Consider the following 20,784-nt stretch of genomic DNA (forward strand, 5'->3'; position numbering starts at 1 on the left):
CGGGTGGTTGGCTCTCCCTGCAATCCCCGATAAACCGAGTGCTGGAGGAAGTGCAATGGCGCAGGTCGAGGCGACCACGGAGCGGATCATCGCGGCACAGCCGGACGACGTCTTCGACGCACTGGCCGACTACAGCGGCACGCGCGGAAAGATCCTGCCCGAGCACTTCAGCGAGTACGAGGTACGCGAAGGCGGCGACGGCGAGGGCACCCTCGTCCACTGGAAGCTCCAGGCCACCAGCAAGCGGGTCCGGGACTGCCTCCTGGAGGTCACCGAGCCCACCGACGGCGAACTGGTCGAGAAGGACCGCAACTCCTCCATGGTCACCACCTGGACCGTCACCCCGGCCGGCGAGGGCAGGTCCCGCGTGGTCGTCACCAGCGTGTGGAACGGCGCGGGCGGCATCGGCGGCTTCTTCGAGAAGACCTTCGCGCCCAAGGGCCTCGGGCGGATCTACGACGTCGTCCTCGGCAACCTCGCCACCGAGCTGGAGAAGTAGCCGACGGAGCCGCCGGAGAAGCAGCGGTGGAGTAGCCGGAGAAGTAGCGCTCGCGCAACCCCTCAAGGCTGATCGCACGCTCACCGTTTCGAGTGGTTCTCAGCACGGCTCCGTTGTGCGCCGTAGGCCTTCGACCGGCGCATTCGTCCTTGAGGTCCCACTGAAGAGCGACTCGTCGCGCTTGCCCCCAGTTGTCGCGCAATGCGAGAAAGCTGGCGGCGCAGGCGCGACGAGGGGAGCAGTACGTGGGTGGGACGACGCTGGCGAAGGCCTCCGGGCAGGGCGGCGAGGCGGCCGCACCGCCGGACGGCCGAGGGGCGGGACAGCCCCCGCGGGGCGCCGGCGCGACGGAGGGGGAACTCAGCCCCCGCCGCGTCCGCATGGTCTTCTTCGGGCTGATGCTCGCCCTGCTGCTCGCCGCCCTGGAGCAGATGATCGTCGCCACCGCGCTCCCCAAGATCGTCGGGGAGCTGCACGGCCTGGACAAGATGTCCTGGGCGATCACCGCCTATCTGCTCACCTCCACCATCGGACTGCCCATCTACGGCAAGCTCGGTGACCTCTACGGGCGCAAGGGCGTCTTCCAGTTCGCGATCCTCGTCTTCATCGTCGGCTCCGCCCTCGCCGGCTGGTCGCGCACGATGGATCAGCTCATCGCCTTCCGCGCCCTCCAGGGCGTCGGCGCGGGCGGCCTCCTGATCGGCGTACAGGCGATCATCGCGGACATCGTGCCGCCCCGGCAGCGCGGCCGCTACATGGGGCTGATCGGCGCCTCCTTCGGCCTCGCCTCGGTCGCGGGCCCCCTGCTCGGCGGCTTCTTCACCGACCACGCCTCCTGGCGCTGGTGCTTCTACTTCAACGTACCCTTCGGCCTGGTCACGCTGCTCGTCGTCACCGTCGCCCTCAAGCTGCCGAAACCCACCGCCAAGGCCCGCCTCGACGTGCTCGGCGCGCTGCTGCTCGCCGCCGCCTCCACCTGCCTGGTCCTGGTGACCAGCTGGGGCGGTACCCGCTATGCCTGGGACGACCGGCTGATCCTCGGGCTCGGGGCGGGCGCCGTGGTGGCGAGCCTGCTCTTCCTCCTCGTCGAGAGGTTCGCCGCAGAACCGATCATCCCGCTGCGCCTCTTCCGCGACCCGGTCTTCAACCTCACCTCCCTGGTGGGCATGGTCGTCGGGGTCGCCCTCTTCGGTGCGGCCAGCTATCTGCCGACCTTCCTGCAGATGGTCGACGGCGCGAGCGCCACCGAGTCCGGCCTCCTGATGCTGCCGATGATGGGCGGCATCGTCGGCGCGTCGATCATCTCCGGACAGCTCATCAGCCACACCGGGCGCTACAAGATCTATCCGGTGCTCGGCGGCGCCCTGTCCGTCGTCGGCATGTGGTTCCTCTCGCACCTCGAAGTCGGTACGACCCGCCTTGAGTACAGCGTGTGGATGGCGCTCCTCGGCGCGGGCATCGGCCTGGTCATGCCGGTCCTGATCCTCGCCGTGCAGACCGCCGTACGCCCCGGCGACCTCGGCACGGCCACCAGCGCGCACAACTACTTCCGGCAGATCGGCGGCAGCGTGGGTGCCGCGATCTTCGGCACGCTCTTCGCCGACCGCCTCGCCCGCGCCCTCGTGGACCGGCTCCCCGCCGACTTGGACCAAGGCCTGCCCGACCCCGAGTCCCTCACCCCGCAGCTGGTCCACGCGATGCCCGCGCCGCTGCGCGAGGGCTACGTCCAGGCGTACGCCGACGCGATGCCGCGCATCTTCCTCTACCTGGTGCCGGTGCTCGTCCTCGGCATGCTGCTCGCCTTCTTCCTCAAGGAGACCCCCCTCGTGTCCAGCGCCACCTCCCCCAACGCGCCCGCCGCCGCGCCGGTGACCGTCCCGCACGCCCGTACGACGACGTACGCGGCCGGGGTCCCCGTCTGCGGTACCGTGCAGCACCCCGACGGCACCGTCGTACCCCGTGCGGCCCTCACCCTCATCGATGTGACCGGGCAGCAGATCGGGCGGGGCGCGAGCGGGGAGGACGGGCGGTACGCCCTCTCGACGCCGGGCTCGGGGTCGTTCGTGCTGATCGCGGCCGCCGGCGGGCACCAGCCGCAGGCCGTCACCGTCACCGTCGGCGAGCGGCCCGTCGAGCTGGACGTGGTCCTCGGCGGCGCGGGCCGCCTCGCGGGCTCCGTGACGACCGCCGACGGGACGCCCGTCAGGGACGCCGCCGTCACCCTCACCGACGTCCGCGGCGAGGTCGTCGCCACCACGCGCAGCGGCCGCGAGGGCGGTTACGTCATGACCGAGCTGGTGGCCGGCGAGTACACCCTGGCGGCCAGCGCCCCCGCCTTCCGTCCCGCCGCGCTGCCGGTCACCGTGCAGGCCTCGCGCGAGACCCGCCAGGACGTGGAGCTGGCGGGCGGCGCGGTGCTGCGCGGCACCGTGCGCGCGGGCGGCGGACGGCCCGTCGAGGACGCGCGCGTGACGCTGCTCGACGCCGCGGGCAACGTCGTCGACACCCTGACCACCGGGGCCGACGGCACCTTCCGCTTCGTCGACCTGTCGTCGGGCGAGTACACGGTCATCGCGGCGGGCTACCCGCCGGTCGCCACGGTCCTCCAGGTCGCGGGCGGCGGACGCACCGAGCGGGACCTTCAGCTGGGCCACGAGGACTGAGGTAGGGGACTGATGTAGTGGACTTACGTCGGGGACTGACGTAGGGGGGGCGGGCGTCCGTCGAACTCGGCCTGCCGCGCGCGTAGTTCGCGCCTCGGCCGAAGCCGCGTGCACCGGCCGGGCGGGGTCCTGCCGGACGTCCCGTGCAGGGCCGCGTCGGTGCCTTGCCCGCGGGGGCGGGGGCGCGGTAGACCGATCCCGCCGCCAGCTTCGGCGGCTCTCGTCTCACCCTGGGAGCTGGGCATGAGCGTCACGAGTCGGTACCGGGAGGCCTGGGAGGGCTTCTGGCGGGAGGCCCCGGACGTACCGGGCGCCGTCATCTGGGACGCCGAGCCCGCCCTGACCGCCGCGGTCCATCTCGCCCTGTTCGTACCGCACTTGGTCGCTTCCGACCTGCCCGTGGTCGACCTGGGGTGCGGCAACGGCACCCAGACCCGTTTCCTCGCCGACCGCTTCCCGCGCGTCCTCGGCGTCGATCTGTCCGCCGCGGCCCTCGCCCGCGCCCGGCACGCGGACCCCGCGGACCAGGCGGAATTCCGCCAACTCGACGCCGCCGACAAGGGCGCGGCGGAGCAACTGCACGCGGAACTCGGCGACGTGAACGTCTACATGCGCGGGGTCCTCCACCAGTGCGAGCCCGACGACCGCCAGGCGCTCGTCGACAGCATCGCGACGCTGACCGGCGAGCGCGGCAGGGCGTTCCTCGTCGAACTGTCCGAGGCGGCCAAGCCCCTCCTGATGGACCTCGCGCGGCGCCCGGGAGGCCCGCCACCGAAGCTCGCCCCCGTCTTCGCGCACGGCATCGCCCCCGCCGAGGTGGTCGACGAGGCCGTACCGCGGTACGTGGCCGAGGCCGGGCTCGGTGTCGTCGCGAGCGGCGAACTGCCTCTGGCGACCACGGAGTTCACTGAGGACGGCACGCGCATGGAGCTGCCCTCGACGTGGCTGGTGGTGGGCAGGGCGGGCTGATGCCGAGCGTGCCCGGGCTGCCGTACGTCCTGATCTGCGGCCCGCGGCCCGCCGCGCGGCTCGACGGGACGGGCGCCCCGAGTCGGCGGCTCGCAGATCAACGCTCCACCTGTCCGGGCACGGCCTTCACGTCTCCGTGGGCTGCTGATCGTCGTGTTCTTGCTCCTGCGCCCAGGTGATCGCCCATTCGTCGAGCGGACGGAGGGCGTCCCTGAGTGCTGTCCCGAGGGGGGTGAGTTCGTAGCCATCGGCCGAGGGGGCGACGATCCCGCTCGATGTGAGTTCGCGGAGCCGCTGGTAGAGGACGCTGGACGACAGCCCTTCGCACCGTGCCAGCAGCGCGCGGGCGCCGAGCGGACCCTCGCGCAGTTCCCAGAGAATGCGCAGCGCCCACCGGCGGCCGAACAGGTCCATCGCGGCCATGAGGGGGCGGCCGGTCGTCGAGCCACGAACCGGTGTTCCTGGGCGCGGTGTCGGCATACCGAATCCTCGTCCTTGCGTTTCGTTTTTCGAAACATTAGCATCCACTCGGCGTTTCTGATTCCGAAACGAGCTCGACGGGGGCGCGCCGTCAGCTTCTGATATCTGATATCTGATGGAGGCCGTCATGCATAAGTTGGTCGTCCTGTATCCCGAGCCCGCCGACCCTGACCACTTCCGCGACTATTACGTGACCAACCACCTTCCGCTGGTCGCGAGTTGGCCCGGCCCGCTTGCGTGGCGCTACAGCTTCGACGTGGCGGTGACCGAGGGTGAAGCGCCGTACTTCGCGGTCTTCGAAGCCGACTTCGCCGACGCCGCCGCCATGGAGGAGGCGCGGACGTCACCGCACGGCGAGCGGCTCTCCGCCGACGTCGCCAACTACGCCACCGGCGGCGTGGTCATCCTCCACTACCCGGTGCTGGACGGCACCGGCTGAGGCGGGCCGGTCTGCCTCGGGGCGCGTTCGGCCGGACGGTGGTGGTGGACGCGTGCGTGCGGCGCGACGGCCGGGGCGGCAGTCCCACGGCCGTCACCGACGACGACCCGGCGGCGACGGACGCTGACCGGCGTGCGGTCGCCGCCGCGGCCGGCACCTCGCACGCGGCGTTCCTCGGCCCGGGGCGGACGCCGGACGGTGGCCTGCCGGTGCGGTTCTTCACCGCCACCGCCGAACTGTCCGGCTGCGGCCACGGCACCGTCGCCGCGCAGGCCGTCCGGTTGGCCCGCACCGCGCTGGGCGAGCTGACCGGCCGTCAACACAGCGGCGGGCGCACGTTCGACACCCTCGCGATCCGTCGGCCCGCAGGGATCGAGGTGTGGTTCGACCAGGGCCTCGTCGTGCTGCGTCACCCGGCACCGAGCGAGCGCGCCGCGATCGGCGCCGCGCTCGGGCTCACCGCCGACGACCCGCATCCGGCCGACGCGCCATGCGTCGCCGCGCCCGGCGCACCCCGCATGCTGGTCCCGGTCCGCGACCGGTCGGCGCTGTTCCGCGTCCGCCCGCACTTCGGCAGGCTGACAGCGGCGTGCAGGCGGTACGGGCTTCTCGGCTGCTTCGTGTACGTACCGCCGGTCGGCGACCGACCAGGCGCGGCGCGGATGTTCGCGCCGGCGATCGGTGTCGACGAGGACGTCGCCAACGCCAACAGCACCGGCTGCCTGGCCGCCCACCTGCTCGACACGACAGGGGCGCAGACGATCGCGATCGGCGCAGACGATCGCGATCGAAGTGGAGCAGGGCGACGGCCTCGGCCGACCATCCGGCGTGCTCGCGTCGGCCCGGCGCGGGCCGACGGGCATCGCGACCCGGGTCGGCGGGTTGGCTGTGGTCCGCGACTCTCACGGAGAGCGGGAGGACTGCGTCGGCAACAGGAGGCGTACACACTCCTTGCCACTTTCAACTTATAGCGCACAGGGGGTCTTGCGGCAAGGCCCCCATGATGGGGGAGTATCCCGGTCCTGACCCAAGGACCTGCGGAAACGGGAGAACCACCTAGTGCGCTTGCCGGCCGATGCCATGACCTCCGTGCCCCCTACGACGTCCGGGAACTCTGTGGGTACCAGCGCGTTCGACCTCCCCGACCACCTCGCCCCGAAGACGGAGCCCACGCTGATCGCCGCCGACGAGCGGCACTTCGCCGCCATCGCGGCGAGCCTCAAGGAGACCATCGCCGAACTGTCCGACCGCCTCGAAGCCGCCCGCAGGGCGCCCGGCGGCATCGGCCGCGGGGCCATGGACCGCGACCTGGAGATCCACCGGCTCACCGGCCGCCTGCGCACCCTGCGCCGCTTCGGCCTGGACCTGTGCCTCGGGCGGGTCGTCGGCACCGACGGCGCCGAGCCCGTGTACATCGGACGGCTCGGCCTCACCGACAGCGAAGGCCGGCGCCTGCTGGTCGACTGGCGTTCCCCTGCGGCCGAGCCGTTCTTCGCGGCCACGCACGCCCGCCCGATGGGCCTCGCGAGCCGCCGCCGGTACCGCTGGGCCGACGGCCGGATCAGCGACTACTGGGACGAGGTGTTCACCGCCGACGGGCTCGAAGGGCACGCGGCGCTCGACGACCAGTCCGCGTTCGTCGCGAGCCTCGGCGGCCACCGGTCGGACCGGATGCGGGACGTGCTCTCCACCATCCAGGCCGACCAGGACGCCATCATCCGGGCGGGCTCGCGTGGCGCCCTCGTCGTCGACGGCGGTCCCGGCACCGGCAAGACCGTCGTCGCCCTGCACCGCGCGGCCCACCTCCTCTACTCCGACCCCCGCCTCGGACACCGCCGCGGCGGAGTGCTGTTCGTCGGCCCGAGCCGGCCCTACCTCGCCTACGTCGCCGACGTCCTGCCCAGCCTCGGCGAGGAGGGCGTGCAGACCTGCGTCCTGCGCGACCTGGTCACCGAAGGCGCCACGGCGGCCGCCGGGAGCGACCCGCACGTGGCGCGGCTCAAAGCCTCCGCGGACATGGTGCGGGCGATCGAACCGGCCGTCGCCCTCTACGAGGAGCCGCCCACGCAGGGCATGACGGTGTCCAGCCACTGGTCCGACCTCTGGCTGAGCGCCGACGACTGGGCGGCGGCCTTCGACGCGGTCGAAGCGGGCACCCCGCACAACGAGGCACGCGACCAGATCCGGGAGGAACTGCTCACAATCCTCATGGACAAGGACGACAGCGACGCCCCGCCCCACCTCCTGCGCAGGTCGCTGCTCCAGGACCGCGAACTGATCGGCACCCTCAACCGCGCGTGGCCGATGCTGGAGGCGAGCGATCTCGTCGGCGACCTGTGGTCCGTACCGGCCTACCTGCGCAAGTGCGCCCCCTGGCTCAGCGTCGACGACGTCCGCAGGCTCCAGCGCGCGGACGCCCAGGCCTGGACCGTCTCCGACCTGCCACTCCTGGACGCCGCACGGCAGCGGCTCGGCGACCCGGAGGCGTCCGCGCGCAAGGAGCGGCAGGAGGCCGCCGTCGCCGCGGAGCGGGCGCGCCGGGCCGACGTCATGGACAGCCTGCTCCAGAACGTCGAGATCGACGAGAGCGAAGGCGCGCTCGGCATGCTGCGCGGGCGGGACCTCCAGGACAGCCTGATCGACGAAAGCGCGCTGCCCGCCGCCGAACCGGACCTGCTCGCCGGGCCGTTCGCGCACGTCATCGTGGACGAGGCGCAGGAACTGACCGACGCCGAGTGGCAGATGCTGCTGCAGCGCTGCCCGTCCCGGAGCTTCACCGTGGTCGGCGACCGCGCGCAGGCCAGGCACGGCTTCCCGGAGCCGTGGCGGGAACGGCTGGAGCGGATCGGGCTCGACCAGATCGAGGTGACCTCGCTGAGCATCAACTACCGGACCCCGGCGGAAGTCATGGCCGAGGCCGAGCCGGCGATCCGGGCCGCGCTCCCGGACGCGAACGTGCCGACCTCCGTCCGCAGCGCCGGCGTCCCCGTCGTCCACGGGTCCGCCGCCGACCTGGAGGAGATCCTCGGCGCGTGGCTCGCCGCGCACGACGACGGCGTGGCCTGCGTCATCGGCGCCCCCGCCTTCCGGGCCACGCCCCGCGTGCGGTCCCTGACCCCGGAGCTGTCCAAGGGGCTGGAATTCGACCTGGTCGTCCTCGTCGACCCCGAGGCGTTCGGGGCGGGGATCGAAGGGGCGGTCGACCGCTATGTGGCGATGACCAGGGCGACCCAGCAACTCGTGGTCCTCACGAGCCGCTGCCCCCGCGTCGGCCGCGCTGACGCGACCGTCCGCCCGTGAGCTAAGGTTGCGGTTTCGGGTTTGGCAAAACGAGGTTGCCGTCAGGGGCGCCTGATGCGGGGAGTCGTCATGAAATCTCTTGTGCTGCAGATAGTTGCGATTCTCGCGGTCTTCTGGGGCCTGCTCGTCGCTCTCGGGTCCGGGATGGGGTCGCTTGAACTGGGCATCTGGGCGATCGCTCAGGGCGCTCTGATCGCGTTCGCGATCGTGCGGTACCGACGTGCTTCCGGCGAGACGAATACACGTATCTGACCGAGCGTCTGTCAGAACCATTGACGAAGCCCGGGCACCCTCTTAGCTTCTACGCGTCGTACGTCGTACTTCATATATGAGACGCGATACGCGAGATCTGAGGGTGCCCATGACGTCCGCCCCGACCCCGACCCCGGCCTCGGTGCCGCCCCCGGCCCCGATCCCGTCGCGCACACAGTTCGTGCTCGACTCGATCAAACACCGCATTCTCGGCGGCGAGTTGAGCCCGGGGCAGCCCCTGATCGAGACGGAACTCGCCCGCGCGTACGGAGTCTCCAAGACGCCCGTGCGCGAGGCCCTGAAGACCCTCGCCGGCACCGGACTCGTCGAGATGAGCCAGTACAAGGGCGCCACCGTCCGCACCGTGGACGCCGCCATGGCGCGCGAGGTATACGACGTACGGCTGCTCCTGGAGCCCGAGGCGCTGCGCCGCACCGTGCTGCGCGGCGCACCGCTCGACGCCGCGCGCGAGGCCCTGGTGCGGGCCGAGGCCGCCGAGGACGCCGCCGAACGCTCCCTGGCCAACCGGGAGTTCCACCGTGCCCTGTACGTCGACTGCGGCAACCCGCTCCTCGGGCGGCTGCTGGACGGGGTGCGGGACCAGGCCGCGCTCGTCTCCGCCGTGGCCTGGGCCGCCGACCCCTCGTGGGTGCGGGAGGCCACCGAGCACGAGCACATCCTGCGGCTCGCCCTCGCCGGGGACCAGGACGGGGCGGCGCGCGCCCTGCACGAGCACATCGCGTCGTTCGTGCGCCGGGCCTTTCCCGGGGGAGGGGAACTCCAGTGACGTTCGAGACGCAGCGCACCGCACTCGCCGACGTGGTGGCGATCCCGGTGACACCCTTCACCCGGGAGGGCGCCATCGACCGCGCCGCGCACGCGACGATCCTGCGCCGCCTGCTCGACGGCGGGGTGCGCACCGTGACCCCGAACGGCAACACCGGCGAGTTCTACGCCCTGACTCCCCAAGAGCGGCGCGATGTGGTCGAGTTGACGCTCGCCGAGGCCGCCGGGCAGGCCGTGGTGCTGGCAGGGGTGGGCCATGACGTGCCGACCGCCGTCGCCGCCGCCCGGCACGCCGGGGAGCGTGGCGCGGGCATGGTGATGGTGCATCGGCCGGTGCATCCCTACGTCTCCGACGCGGGCTGGGTCGCCTACCACCGGGCGATCGCCGAGGCCGTGCCGGACCTGGGGGTCGTGCCCTATCTGCGGGACGGCGGCCTGCCGGGCGCCCGCCTCGCCGAACTCGCCGACGCCTGCCCCAATGTGATCGGCGTGAAGTACGCCGTGCCGGACGCGGCGCGGTTCGCGGGGTTCGCGCGCGACGCGGGGCTCGACCGCTTCGTGTGGATCGCGGGGCTTGCCGAGCCGTACGCCCCCTCGTACTTCTCGGCGGGCGCCACCGGCTTCACCTCGGGCCTCGTGAACGTCGCCCCGGGCCTTTCGCTGCGCATGATCGAAGCGCTTCGATCAGGTGATCACGGCGAGGCCATGAAGGTGTGGGAGCGGATCCGCCGCTTCGAGGAACTGCGCGCCGCCGACGGCTCCGCGCACAACGTCACGGTCGTCAAGGAGGCCCTCGCCGTCCTCGGCCTGTGCCGCCGCGACGTGCGCTCCCCGAGCAGCCTCCTGCCGGAGGCCGAGCGCGCCGAGGTGGCCGCGATCGTCGAAGGGTGGTCCCTGTGAGCGACCGTCGAGGGGTGGTCCCTGTGCACAGCGCGTCCGGAGGGCAAGTGGCCTCTGTGTGTGGCGCGCCCGGAGGGGGAGTGGCCTCTGTGAGTGGCGCGCCCGGAGGGGGAGTGGCCTCTGTGAGTGGCGCGCCCGCAGAGCGTGCGTCGCGGCGGGAGCTGCGCAGCCGCCAATGGTACGGCGAGAGCGTCTCCTCCGGCCTGCGCTCCTTCAGCCACCGCGCCCGCACCCGCCAGCTCGGCTACCTCCCCGAGGAGCACCTGGGCAAGCCCGTCATCGCGGTGCTCAACACCTGGTCGGACATCAACCCCTGCCACTCCCACCTGCGCGACCGCGCCCAGGCCGTCAAGCGCGGGGTGTGGCAGGCGGGCGGCTTCCCCCTGGAGTTCCCGGTCGCCACGCTCAGCGAGACCTTCCAGAAGCCGACGCCCATGCTCTACCGCAACCTCCTCGCCATGGAGACCGAAGAGCTGCTGCGCTCCTACCCGGTGGACGGCGCCGTGCTGCTCGGCGGCTGCGACAAGACGACGCCCGCGCTGCTCATGGGCGCCGCCAGCGTCGACCTGCCCGCCGTCTTCGTGCCGGCCGGACCCATGCTGCCGGGCCACTGGCGGGGCGAGACCCTCGGTTCCGGCACCGACATGTGGAAGTACTGGGACGATCACCGCGCCGGGCTCATCGGCGACTGCGAGCTGACCGAACTGGAGAGCGGCCTCGCCCGCTCGCCCGGCCACTGCATGACCATGGGCACCGCTGCCACGCTCACCGCGGCGGCGGAGGCGCTCGGTGTCACCGTGTCCGGCGCCTCGTCCATCCCCGCGGTCGACTCCGGGCACGACCGGATGGCGGCGGCGTCGGGCCTGCGGATCGTCGGCCTCGTACGCGAGGACCGCAGGCTGTCGCGGATTCTCACCCCGGACGCCTTCGCCGACGCCGTCACCACGGTCCTCGGGCTCGGCGGCTCCACCAACGCCGTCATCCACCTCATCGCGATGGCCGGACGCGCCGGGGTGCGGCTCACGCTGGACGACTTCGACCGGATCGCCCGCACCGTGCCGGTGCTCGCCGACGTCCGGCCGGGCGGCGAGCGATACCTGATGGAGGACTTCCACTTCGCCGGCGGCCTTCCGGGCTTCCTGTCGCGGATCACCGACCTGCTGCACCTGGACCGGCCCACGGTCTGCCACGACACCCTGCGCGAACAGCTCGCGGGAGCACGCGTGTACGACGCGGACGTGATCCGCACCCGCGACGACCCGGTCGCCGAGGAGGGCGGCGTCGCCGTCCTGCGCGGCAACCTCTGCCCCGACGGCGCCGTCATCAAGCACATCGCCGCCGAGCCGCACCTGCTGCGGCACACCGGCCCCGCCGTCGTCTTCGACGACTACCGCACCATGCAGCGCACCATCCATGACCCGGCCCTCGGCATCACCCCCGACCACGTCCTGGTCCTGCGCGGATCTGGCCCCAAGGGCGGGCCCGGCATGCCCGAGTACGGGATGCTGCCCCTCCCCGACCACCTGCTGAAACGAGGGGTGCGCGACATGGTGCGGATCTCCGACGCGCGGATGAGCGGTACGTCGTACGGCACCTGTGTGCTGCACGTCGCACCGGAGTCGTACGTCGGCGGGCCCCTCGCACTCGTGCGCACGGGCGATCTGATCACCCTCGATGTCCCGGCGCGCAGTCTGCGTCTCGAGGTGTCCGACGAGGAGCTGGCGCGCCGGCGCGCCGCGTGGACGCCGCCGCCCGCCCGTTACGAGCGGGGGTACGGGGCGCTCTACAGCGAGCAGATCACGCAGGCCGACACGGGCTGCGACTTCGCGTTCCTCGCGCGGCCGGGCACGGTGCCCGATCCGTACGCGGGCTGAGCGCCCCCCTTTTTTCTTGCCCGACATTTCGAACGCCGTGCGGGAAGCGCTTCACCTCGGGCCGCCCCGGACCCCCGCACCCCCGCACCTCCACGATCGGAGAAGTGTCATGGCCCAGGCCGCAGCCGTGGCGAAGCCACCGCCGAGCACCGCGCAGCCGCCGCCCGACCAGGGACAGCGGCGACGGCGGGCCGGGTCGACCCCGCGCCGCCTCCCGTACCTGCTGATCGCCCCCGCCGCCCTGCTGATGCTCGGCTTCATCGCCTATCCGGTCATCAGCGTCTTCTACTACAGCCTGCGCCACTACAACCCCACCAAGCCGTGGCGCGACGGCTTCGCGGGCCTCGACAACTTCGTCATCGCCTTCACCGACGACCCCGAGTTCTGGCACACGCTCGGCTTCAGCCTCCAGTGGGTGGCCGTCGAGGTCGTCCTGCAACTGCTGCTCGGCCTCGCGCTCGCGCTGCTCGTCAACCAGACCTTCGTGGGCCGCGCCCTGGCCCGCGCCCTGGTCTTCTCGCCGTGGGCCGTCTCCGGCGTCCTCACGTCGACCATCTGGCTGCTGATCTTCAACTCCCAGACGGGCATCTCGCGTTACCTCGCCGACGTCGGGATCGGCTCGTACGGCACGTCCTGGCTCTCCGACACCGGCACGGTCTTCCCCGCCGTCGTCGTCGCCGAACTCTGGCGCGGGGTCCCCTTCTTCGCCATCCTCATCCTCGCCGACCTCCAGTCCGTCTCCAAGGACCTCTACGAGGCCGCCGAGGTCGACGGCGCGAGCCGGTGGCGGCAGTTCTTCCACATCACGCTGCCGCACCTAAAGGACGCGATCATTCTCGCCACGCTGCTGCGCGCGGTCTGGGAGTTCAACAACGTCGACCTGCTCTACACCCTCACCGGCGGCGGCCCGGCCGGCGAGACGACGACTCTGCCGCTGCGCATCGCGTCCATCGCCGTGGACTCGCACGACTTCGGCTACGCCTCCGCGCTCACCGCCATCGCCTTCGTGATCCTTCTCTTCTGCTCGCTGCTGTATCTGCGGCTCAGCAAGTTCGGGGGCCAGTCCACATGACCACCACCACGACCCGGGCGGGGGCCACCACCATCGGACGCACACCCCGTCGGCAGATCTACCTCCCCCTCGGCCTGTACCTCCTGTTCACCCTCATCCCCTTCTACTGGATACTGCTCTTCGCCCTGCGCCCCACCGGCTCCACCTCGCTCGTGCCGTGGCCGGTCACCTTCGCGCACTTCGACAAGGTGTGGACCGAGCGCAGCTTCGCGACCTTCTTCCAGAACAGCCTGCTCGTCGGCGCCGTCTCCATGGTGATGACCACCCTCGTCGCCCTCACCGGCGGCTACGCCCTGGCCCGCTTCGACTTCACGGCCAAGCGTGCCTTCATGCTGGCGCTGCTGTGCTCGCAGTTCATCCCGGGCGCGCTGATGCTCGTACCGCTCTTCGAGATCTTCGCCGAACTGCGGATGATCAACTCGCTGGGCAGCGTCATCATCGCCGAGACCGTCTTCCAGCTGCCCCTGTCGATGATCCTCATCAGCGGGTTCATCAAGAACGTGCCCCACGTCCTGGAAGAGGCGGCCTGGGTCGACGGCTGCGGGCGCTTCCGCGCCTTCTGCGCGGTCGTCCTGCCGATGCTGCGGCCCGGGCTCGTCGCGGTCGGTTCCTTCGCCTTCGTGCACAGCTGGAACCACTTCTTGTTCGCCCTGATGTTCCTCAGCGACCAGGGCAAGCAGACCATCCCCGTCGGCCTGGCCACGCTCATGGGTGCCGACAGCGTCGACCTCGGCGCGCTCGCCGCGGGCGGGGTCGTCGCCGCCGTACCCGTCGTGATCGTCTTCGCCTTCATCCAGAAGTGGCTGGTCACCGGGTTCAGTGCCGGGGCGGTGAAGGGATGAGCGCCACGGCACGGGGGCTGCGGCTGCCGCTGCCCGTCGTCCTCGCGGGGGCCCACGGCCACGGCCGCTGGCACCTGGAGAACATCCGCCGCCTCCAACTCGCCGGTCTGGTGCGGCTGGTGGGCGTCTGCGAGCTGAAGCCGCTGGTCGGCGAGGAACTCGTCGGCTTCGGCGCGGTCGAGCAGTCCGACGACTTCGGGGCGCTCCTCGACACGACCGGCGCCGCCGTCGCCGTCGTCAGCACACCCATACCGACCCACACCGAACTGGCGCTCGCCGCCGCGCGACGCGGCGTCCACCTCCTCCTGGAGAAGCCGCCCGCCCCTTCATACGAGGAGTTCCGGCGGATGGCGGACGGCACGGCCGCGGCCGGGACCGCCGTCCAGATCGGCTTCCAGTCGCTCGGCTCGCACGCGGTCCCGGCCATCCGCCGGCTCGTCGCCGACGGGGTGATCGGCGAGGTCACCGGGGTGGGCGGGGCCGGTGCGTGGGTGCGCGACGCGGCGTACTTCCGGCGGGCGCCGTGGGCCGGACGGCGCCGCGTGCACGGCGCGGACGTGGTCGACGGCGTCCTGACGAACCCCCTCGCGCACGCCGTCGCCACCGCCCTCGCGCTGGCGGGCGGCACCGCCGCCGAGGACGTCACGGGCGTGGAGACGGAACTCTTCCGCGCCCACGCCATCGAGTCCGACGACACCTCCTGCGTACGGGTCTCCACGGCGGGCGGCGGCCGGATCACCGTCGCGGCGACGCTCTGCGCGGAGACCTCCGAGGAGCCGTACGTGGTGGTGCACGGCAGCGAGGGGCGCATCACCTTCTGGTACAAGCAGGACCGCGTGCAGGTGCGGCGCGGCGGCACCGAGAGCGCGGGCTCACCCGCCCTGTACGGCAGGACCGACCTGCTGGAGAACCTGGTCGAGCACCTCATGGGGCGCGCCCCGCTGCTGGTGCCGCCCGCCACCACCGGCGCCTTCATGCGGGTCGTCGAGGCGGTCAGGCTCGCGCCCGACCCCGTCGCGCTGCCCGCCGACGCGTGGCGCGCCGTCCTCGGCGAGCGCGCCGAGCGGCGCGTCGTCGAAGGCATCGACGGGCTGGTCGCGGTCGCCGCCGACACGCTCTGCCTCTACTCCGAACTCGGCGTCTCCTGGGCCCGGCCGCCCGGCAGCGACGCCCTCGGCCTGCACGGTGCCTCTCCTGGTGACCTTCACGACGAGGTGAACACGTCATGACCGCTTCCCCGCAGCACCGCCCACCCGGCGGCTCCCTCCTCCTGCGCTGCACCGGGCGGCCGGTGGCGCGCTACGTCATCCGACCCGACCACCTGGACCGCGCCCTGGCGCCCCGCCCCTACCTCCACCCCGTCACCACCCTCACCGGGACGCCCGTCACCGAGCTGGCCCCCGACGACCACCCGCACCACCTCGGGGCCGGGGTCGCCGTGCCCGATGTGGCGGGACGCAACTTCTGGGGCGGGCGGACCTTCGTACGCGACCGGGGGCCGACGGAGCTGGACAACCACGGGGAGCAGCACCACCGGGGGTTCAAGCTGCGTGACCCGGACGGTTTCGTCGAGGACATCGACTGGACGGCGGACGGCGAGGTCCTGTTGCGCGAGCGGCGCACCGTGGCCGCCGCCGAACTCACCAACAACGCCTGGGCGTTGGACTTCACCTTCTCGCTCACCAACGCGACCGGCGGTGAGCTGTCCCTCGGCAGCCCGGCCACCAACGGCCGCCCGGGCGCCGCGTACGGCGGCTTCTTCTGGCGCGCCCCCAAGGCGGACGCGCCCCCGCGGGTCTTCACGCCGGAGGCGGAGGGCGAGGAGGCCGCGCACGCCGCCCCCGCCGACTGGCTGGCGCTGGCCGGGGACGGCTGGACGCTGGTGTTCGCCGGGGCCACCGCGCGGACCCGCCGTGACCCGTGGTTCGTACGCGCCGCCGCGTACCCGGGCATCGGCTCCTCGCTCGCCGCCCGGGACCGCGTCCCGATCGCCCCGCGTGACACGCTCGTACGCCGCGTCGTCACCGTCGTCGCCGACGGCACCCTGGACCGGGCCGAGGCGGCGACCCTGGTCCGCAGGGCGGTGACGGCGTGAGGGCGGACGCGGCGGGTGCTTGTGACCTCGGCGACCTCGGCGGCGGTACCTACCGCAATCCCGTCCTCGCCGCCGACTGGTCGGACCCCGACGTGCTGCGGGTCGGGGACGACTTCTACCTCACCGCGTCCAGCTTCGGCCGGTCGCCCGGGCTGCCGCTGCTGCACTCCCGGGACCTGGTCAACTGGACGCTCACCGGCCACGCCCTGGACCGCCTCGAACCGGCCGAGGCCTTCGCCGTCCCCCGGCACGACCGCGGGGTGTGGGCGCCGTCCCTGCGCCATCACGACGGGCGCTACTGGATCTTCTGGGGCGACCCCGACCACGGTGTGTACCAGATCAACGCCCTACGCATACGCGGGCCTTGGACCCGGCCGCACCTCCTCAAGCCCGGCAAGGGCCTCATCGACCCCTGCCCACTGTGGGACGAGGAGAGCGGCGCGGCCTACCTCGTGCACGCCTGGGCCAAGTCGCGGTCCGGCGTGAAGAACCTGATCACCGGCCACCGCATGACCCCCGACGGGAGTGAACTGCTGGACGAGGGGCGCGTGTTGATCGACGGCGACCGGCTCCCCGGCTGGTTCACCATCGAAGGGCCGAAGCTCCACCGGCACGACGGCTGGTTCTGGATCTTCGCCCCGGCCGGCGGCGTGGTGACCGGCTGGCAGGGCGCCTTCCGGTCCCGCGCCTTCCACGGCCCCTACGAGGAGCGCGTCGTCCTCCAGCAGGGCGGCACCGACATCAACGGACCGCACCAGGGCGGCTGGGTGCGCACCGCGGCCGGTGAGGACTGGTTCCTGCACTTCCAGCAGCGCGGCGCGTACGGCCGTGTCGTCCACCTGCAGCCGATGCGGTGGGGCGCCGACGGCTGGCCGGTGCTCGGGGACGACGGCGCCCCCGTCGACGTACACCGCAAACCGAACCTGCCCCCGCAGCCGCCCTCCGCCCCCGCCACGAACGACGACTTCCCCGGCGGACGGCACGGCCCCCAGTGGCAGTGGGCCGCCAACCCCCGCGCCGACTGGGCCACTTCGCACGCCGGGGACGGCCTGCGCCTGACCTGCGTACGCACCGCGCGCGCCGACGACCTGCGCGCCCTGCCGCACACGCTCACCCAGCGGCTGCCCCTGCGGCCGTGTTCCGCCGACGTCGAGCTGCGTCTGGACGCCGAAGTGCCGCTCGCACGAGCCGGGTTGGCGGTGCTCGGCGACGCGTACGCATGGGTGGGTCTGGAGCGGGACGAGGGCGGGGCGGTCCGCCTGGTGCACCGGTTCGCCGAAGCGGGCGCGGGGGCCGAGAGGGACGCCGCGCCCGGCACCGCACGGCACGGCCCGGCTGCGCGTCGAGATCACCGAGGGCGCCCGCTGCCGCTTCCACGCCGACACGGGCGACGGCTACCGGCCCACCGGAGCACCGGAGTTCACCGCGACCCCCTGGCGCTGGGTCGGCGCTCTGCTCGGCCTGTTCGCGGCGGCTCCCGCAGGCGAGGAACCCACGGGTACGGGCCTGTTCACCCACTTCCGGATCATCCACCGCACGCTCACCACACCCCGAGAAGAGAGCCGACGATGACCACGACCCCGCACACGCGCACCCGGCGCCGCCTCACCGCCACGCTCGCCCTGGCCACCGCCCTCGCGCTGACCGCCACCGCCTGCGGTGACGACGGCAGCGGCGCGGCCGGGGACAAGGGCGGCGAGGGCAGCGGGAAGGGGGAGGTCGTCTTCTGGGACAACAACACGGCCGTCCGCCAGGACATCTGGCAGGAGATCATCAACGACTTCGAGACGGCGAACCCCGGCATCGACGTCAAGTACGTCGGGGTGCCCGCCGAGAACGTCCAGTCCAAGTACGACACCGCCATCCAGGGCGGCGGCCTCCCCGACGTCGGTGGCGTCGGCGCCGCGATGCTCGCCGGGATCGCCGCCCAGGGCGCCCTGGAGCCGCTCGACGACCGCGTCGAGAAGAGCGCGCTGCGCGGCAAGCTGAACCCGGCGATGGTGGACGGCGTCCGCGCGGCCGGCGGCGGCGTCGACCTCTTCACCGTCCCGACGTCCGCGAGCAACGGCGTCCTGTACTACCGCACCGACCTCTTCAAGGCCGAGGGCCTCGCGGCGCCCACCACCTGGCCGAAGTTCTACGAGGCCGCCGAGAAGCTCACCGACCGGGAGAACAACCGCTTCGGGTACACCATCCGCGGCGGCGAGGGCTCCATCGCGCAGGCCCTCGACGCGATGTACGGGCAGTCCGGCATCGGCGACTTCTGGGACGGCGACAAGACGACCATCAACGACCCCAAGAACGTGACCGCGTTGCGGAAGTACGTGGCCCTCTACAAGAAGGCCACGCCCTCCGCCGACCTCAACAACGACTTCACCAAGATGGTCGCCCAGTGGGACAGCGGCCAGATCGGCATGCTCAGCCACAACCTCGGCTCCTACCAGGACCATGTGAAGGCGCTCGGCGAGGACAAGTTCCGCGGTCTGCCCAACCCGACGACCGGCGCGGGCGTACGCGTCCAGGTGTCCAACCCCGTCGACGGGCTCGGCCTGTTCAAGTCGAGCAGGAACAAGAAGGCCGCCTGGAAGTTCATCGAGTTCGCCGCCTCGCACGCGTCCAACAGCAAGTGGAACGAGTCGGCGGGCGCCATCCCCGCCCACACCGACGCCGCCAAGGACCCGTGGGTGAAGAAGTCCGAGCCGACCAGGCTCGCGGCCGAGGCCCTGAACGACGGCTCCCTGAAGATCGTGCAGCTGCCGTACCACCTGCCCGACTGGAACACCATCAGCAAGGCGGAGAACGAGCCCGCGTTCCAGAAGGTGCTCCTCGGCACGATGTCCGCGAAGGACTTCCTGGACTCGCTCGCCGAGCAGCTCAACGAGGCGCAGGCGGAGTGGAAGAAGGAACACCAGTGACCGCCGGCCGCCAACTTCCGCTGATCCGGGCCGCGGAGCCGGGCTGAACCCTGGACTTACCCGTGCGCGCCCTGAGACCGTCGACGTGCCGCGCACTTGCGAGAGGCGCCCACCCGCGAGGGTGGGATACGGGGGAGGACGGTGAGGTCCATGGGGGGAGTCTGGGTCGTGGGGCTCGTGGCGGTGGCGCTTCTGGTGGCCGTGATCGCCGTCGTCGAGAAGGCCGGGAACAGGCCCGCACGACAACCCGGCAAGAGCGCGCCGAGCGCATCACGACGGGGCGAGGACGGGAGCTGGGTCACGGGCGGCGCGGTGGCGGGCTGCGGCGGGGGGACGCTCGGCCCGAGCGCGCCACCGGACAAGGACTCGTCGTGCGACGGCAGCTCGTCCTCGTGCGGTGACGGTGACGGGGGTGGCTGCGGCGGGTGCGGGTGCGGAGGCTGAACCCGGGCACCCCGGGCGTCCCGGGCACGGCTCGGTTCAGCGGCACAGGGCCGTGTCCACGACGCTCTCCAGCCGCTTCCCGGTCGCCTCGGCGGTCGGCTGCATGGTCACCGCGATGTTCGCCGCGCGGCCGTCCTCGGTGACGCCGCCCCGCGTCTCGTACCCGGGGAAGCTGCCGCCGTGGCCCCAGGAACGCCCGCCGCACGACAGGGGCCTGCTGACGATACCCAGACCGTAGCGGGCGCCGTCGCCGAAGTAGGGGGCCCGGACAGTGGTCCGCATCTCGGCGAGCTGGGCCGCCGGGAGGAGGCGGCCGCCGAGGAGTGCGGCGAAGAACCGGTTGAGATCGGAGTTGGTGGAGATCAGCTGACCCGCCGACCAGGCCCAGGAGGGGTCGATCTCCGTGATGTCGGTCGGCGAAGAGCCTGGTGCGTCCTGGTAGTAGCCCTTGGGGTGCGGTTCGCGGATGGTCGCGTCGCGAGGGGCGGGGAAGTAGGTGTGCCGCAGACCGAGGCGTCGGATGACGCGCCGGTCGATCTCCTCAGCGATGGTGCGGCGGGTGACCTTCTCGATGATCAGGCCGGCCAGTACGTAGTTCGTGTTGCTGTACTCCCACTTCTTCCCCGGCGCGAAATGTCCCTTGTGGCGCAGCGTGATGTCGAGAAGTTCGTGAGGGTCGTAGTACCGGGGCTGGATGTCGTACTCGGTGTAGTTGGGCAGCCCGCTGGTCTGCTGGAGGAGATGGCGGACGGTGATGCGCCGGCCGTCGATCCTCTCCCCGCGCACCAGGCCCGGCAGATACGTGTCGACCGGGGCGTCCAGGGCGACCTTCCCCTCGGCGACCAGTTGCAGCATCACCACCGCGGTGAACGTCTTGGTGTTGCTGCCGATCCGGACCTGGCCGTCCCGTGGCACCGGCGCGCCGGTCGCGAGGTCACCGACCCCGGCGGTGTACGTACGGTCGCGCCCCGCGCGGTCCGTGACGCTCGCCAGTGCGCCGGGCATGCCGTCCGCGCGCACCAGCGCGTCCAGGCCCTGCTGGACCGTGTCGGGCCGGGAAGCCGCGGATGCCACGGGCGCCTGAAGCGTCCCCGCCGTCATGACGCCCACGGCCACCGCGACCGCCGCCGCCACACTCCTGCGCCGACCGCTCCGCCGACCGGACGAACGAACCTTCTGCGATGCCTGCTCACGCACGAGCCAACTCCTGTGAATGCCGGGGGCCCGGCGGTGTCTGCCGCCGGGCCCTCAGCA

At 72.2% G+C, this 20,784-nt stretch carries 18 protein-coding genes and 1 pseudogene; 17 read left to right on the forward strand and 2 right to left on the reverse strand.

What is annotated here, in order from left to right:
* Positions 1 to 55: 55 nt before the first annotated feature.
* The 3 genes from J2N69_RS31335 (at position 56) to J2N69_RS31345 (ending at position 4,131) form a co-directional block, all read left to right on the forward strand.
* Positions 56 to 499, forward strand: coding sequence for an SRPBCC family protein (locus J2N69_RS31335; RefSeq protein ID WP_230903712.1), 444 nt, complete (start codon positions 56 to 58; stop codon positions 497 to 499).
* Between the two features lie 245 nt (positions 500 to 744).
* Positions 745 to 3,162 (forward strand): MFS transporter, encoded by a 2,418-nt coding sequence (locus tag J2N69_RS31340; protein ID WP_230903713.1) that lies wholly within the window; start codon positions 745 to 747, stop codon positions 3,160 to 3,162.
* A gap of 243 nt (positions 3,163 to 3,405) precedes the next feature.
* On the forward strand, positions 3,406 to 4,131 hold the full coding sequence (locus J2N69_RS31345; RefSeq protein WP_230903714.1) for a class I SAM-dependent methyltransferase: 726 nt from the start codon (positions 3,406 to 3,408) through the stop codon (positions 4,129 to 4,131).
* 126 nt (positions 4,132 to 4,257) lie between these two features.
* Here J2N69_RS31345 and J2N69_RS31350 read toward each other — a convergent pair whose 3' ends face one another.
* Positions 4,258 to 4,554 (reverse strand): winged helix-turn-helix transcriptional regulator, encoded by a 297-nt coding sequence (locus J2N69_RS31350; RefSeq protein ID WP_230904949.1) that lies wholly within the window; start codon positions 4,552 to 4,554, stop codon positions 4,258 to 4,260.
* 184 nt (positions 4,555 to 4,738) lie between these two features.
* On the opposite strand from J2N69_RS31350, the gene J2N69_RS31355 reads away from it, so the two are divergent.
* From J2N69_RS31355 to J2N69_RS31420, 14 genes and pseudogenes are all read left to right on the forward strand, one after another.
* Positions 4,739 to 5,050 carry an EthD family reductase gene (locus J2N69_RS31355; RefSeq protein ID WP_230903715.1) on the forward strand — a complete coding sequence of 104 codons (312 nt, stop codon included), beginning with the start codon at positions 4,739 to 4,741 and terminating at the stop codon, positions 5,048 to 5,050.
* A gap of 56 nt (positions 5,051 to 5,106) precedes the next feature.
* Positions 5,107 to 6,021: a PhzF family phenazine biosynthesis isomerase gene (locus tag J2N69_RS31360; RefSeq protein WP_230903716.1), complete on the forward strand. Its 915-nt coding sequence runs from the start codon at positions 5,107 to 5,109 to the stop codon at positions 6,019 to 6,021.
* 109 nt (positions 6,022 to 6,130) lie between these two features.
* On the forward strand, positions 6,131 to 8,350 hold the full coding sequence (gene helR, locus J2N69_RS31365; protein WP_230904950.1) for an RNA polymerase recycling motor ATPase HelR: 2,220 nt from the start codon (positions 6,131 to 6,133) through the stop codon (positions 8,348 to 8,350).
* 69 nt (positions 8,351 to 8,419) lie between these two features.
* Positions 8,420 to 8,602, forward strand: a complete 183-nt coding sequence (locus J2N69_RS31370) for a hypothetical protein (protein ID WP_230903717.1) — start codon at positions 8,420 to 8,422, stop codon at positions 8,600 to 8,602.
* A gap of 109 nt (positions 8,603 to 8,711) precedes the next feature.
* Positions 8,712 to 9,389, forward strand: a complete 678-nt coding sequence (locus J2N69_RS31375) for a GntR family transcriptional regulator (protein ID WP_230903718.1) — start codon at positions 8,712 to 8,714, stop codon at positions 9,387 to 9,389.
* Entirely contained in the window at positions 9,386 to 10,288 is a 903-nt protein-coding gene (locus tag J2N69_RS31380; RefSeq protein ID WP_230903719.1) for a dihydrodipicolinate synthase family protein, read from the forward strand. The genes J2N69_RS31375 and J2N69_RS31380 overlap by 4 nt, the downstream gene beginning before the upstream one ends.
* 122 nt (positions 10,289 to 10,410) lie before the next feature.
* Positions 10,411 to 12,162 carry an L-arabinonate dehydratase gene (gene araD, locus J2N69_RS31385; protein WP_230903720.1) on the forward strand — a complete coding sequence of 584 codons (1,752 nt, stop codon included), beginning with the start codon at positions 10,411 to 10,413 and terminating at the stop codon, positions 12,160 to 12,162.
* A 109-nt stretch (positions 12,163 to 12,271) separates the two neighbouring features.
* Positions 12,272 to 13,234 (forward strand): carbohydrate ABC transporter permease, encoded by a 963-nt coding sequence (locus J2N69_RS31390; protein WP_230903721.1) that lies wholly within the window; start codon positions 12,272 to 12,274, stop codon positions 13,232 to 13,234.
* Positions 13,231 to 14,076 (forward strand): carbohydrate ABC transporter permease, encoded by an 846-nt coding sequence (locus J2N69_RS31395; protein ID WP_230903722.1) that lies wholly within the window; start codon positions 13,231 to 13,233, stop codon positions 14,074 to 14,076. Before J2N69_RS31390 ends, J2N69_RS31395 begins: the two co-directional genes overlap by 4 nt.
* The gene (locus J2N69_RS31400) at positions 14,073 to 15,305 is read left to right on the forward strand and encodes a Gfo/Idh/MocA family protein (RefSeq protein ID WP_230903723.1); all 1,233 of its coding nucleotides are present in this window, start codon (positions 14,073 to 14,075) and stop codon (positions 15,303 to 15,305) included. The genes J2N69_RS31395 and J2N69_RS31400 overlap by 4 nt, the downstream gene beginning before the upstream one ends.
* Positions 15,302 to 16,171, forward strand: a complete 870-nt coding sequence (locus J2N69_RS31405) for a DUF6807 domain-containing protein (protein ID WP_230903724.1) — start codon at positions 15,302 to 15,304, stop codon at positions 16,169 to 16,171. The genes J2N69_RS31400 and J2N69_RS31405 overlap by 4 nt, the downstream gene beginning before the upstream one ends.
* Positions 16,168 to 17,743 (forward strand): annotated as a pseudogene (locus J2N69_RS31410) (family 43 glycosylhydrolase). Before J2N69_RS31405 ends, J2N69_RS31410 begins: the two are co-directional and overlap by 4 nt.
* Positions 17,740 to 19,086 carry an ABC transporter substrate-binding protein gene (locus J2N69_RS31415; protein ID WP_230903725.1) on the forward strand — a complete coding sequence of 449 codons (1,347 nt, stop codon included), beginning with the start codon at positions 17,740 to 17,742 and terminating at the stop codon, positions 19,084 to 19,086. The pseudogene J2N69_RS31410 and the gene J2N69_RS31415 overlap by 4 nt, the downstream one beginning before the upstream one ends.
* A 150-nt stretch (positions 19,087 to 19,236) precedes the next feature.
* Entirely contained in the window at positions 19,237 to 19,530 is a 294-nt protein-coding gene (locus J2N69_RS31420; RefSeq protein WP_230903726.1) for a hypothetical protein, read from the forward strand.
* A gap of 36 nt (positions 19,531 to 19,566) precedes the next feature.
* Here J2N69_RS31420 and J2N69_RS31425 read toward each other — a convergent pair whose 3' ends face one another.
* Positions 19,567 to 20,727: a serine hydrolase domain-containing protein gene (locus tag J2N69_RS31425; protein ID WP_230903727.1), complete on the reverse strand. Its 1,161-nt coding sequence runs from the start codon at positions 20,725 to 20,727 to the stop codon at positions 19,567 to 19,569.
* Positions 20,728 to 20,784 lie beyond the last annotated feature (57 nt).

Source organism: Streptomyces huasconensis (assembly GCF_021028635.1).
Classification (GTDB): domain Bacteria; phylum Actinomycetota; class Actinomycetes; order Streptomycetales; family Streptomycetaceae; genus Streptomyces; species Streptomyces huasconensis.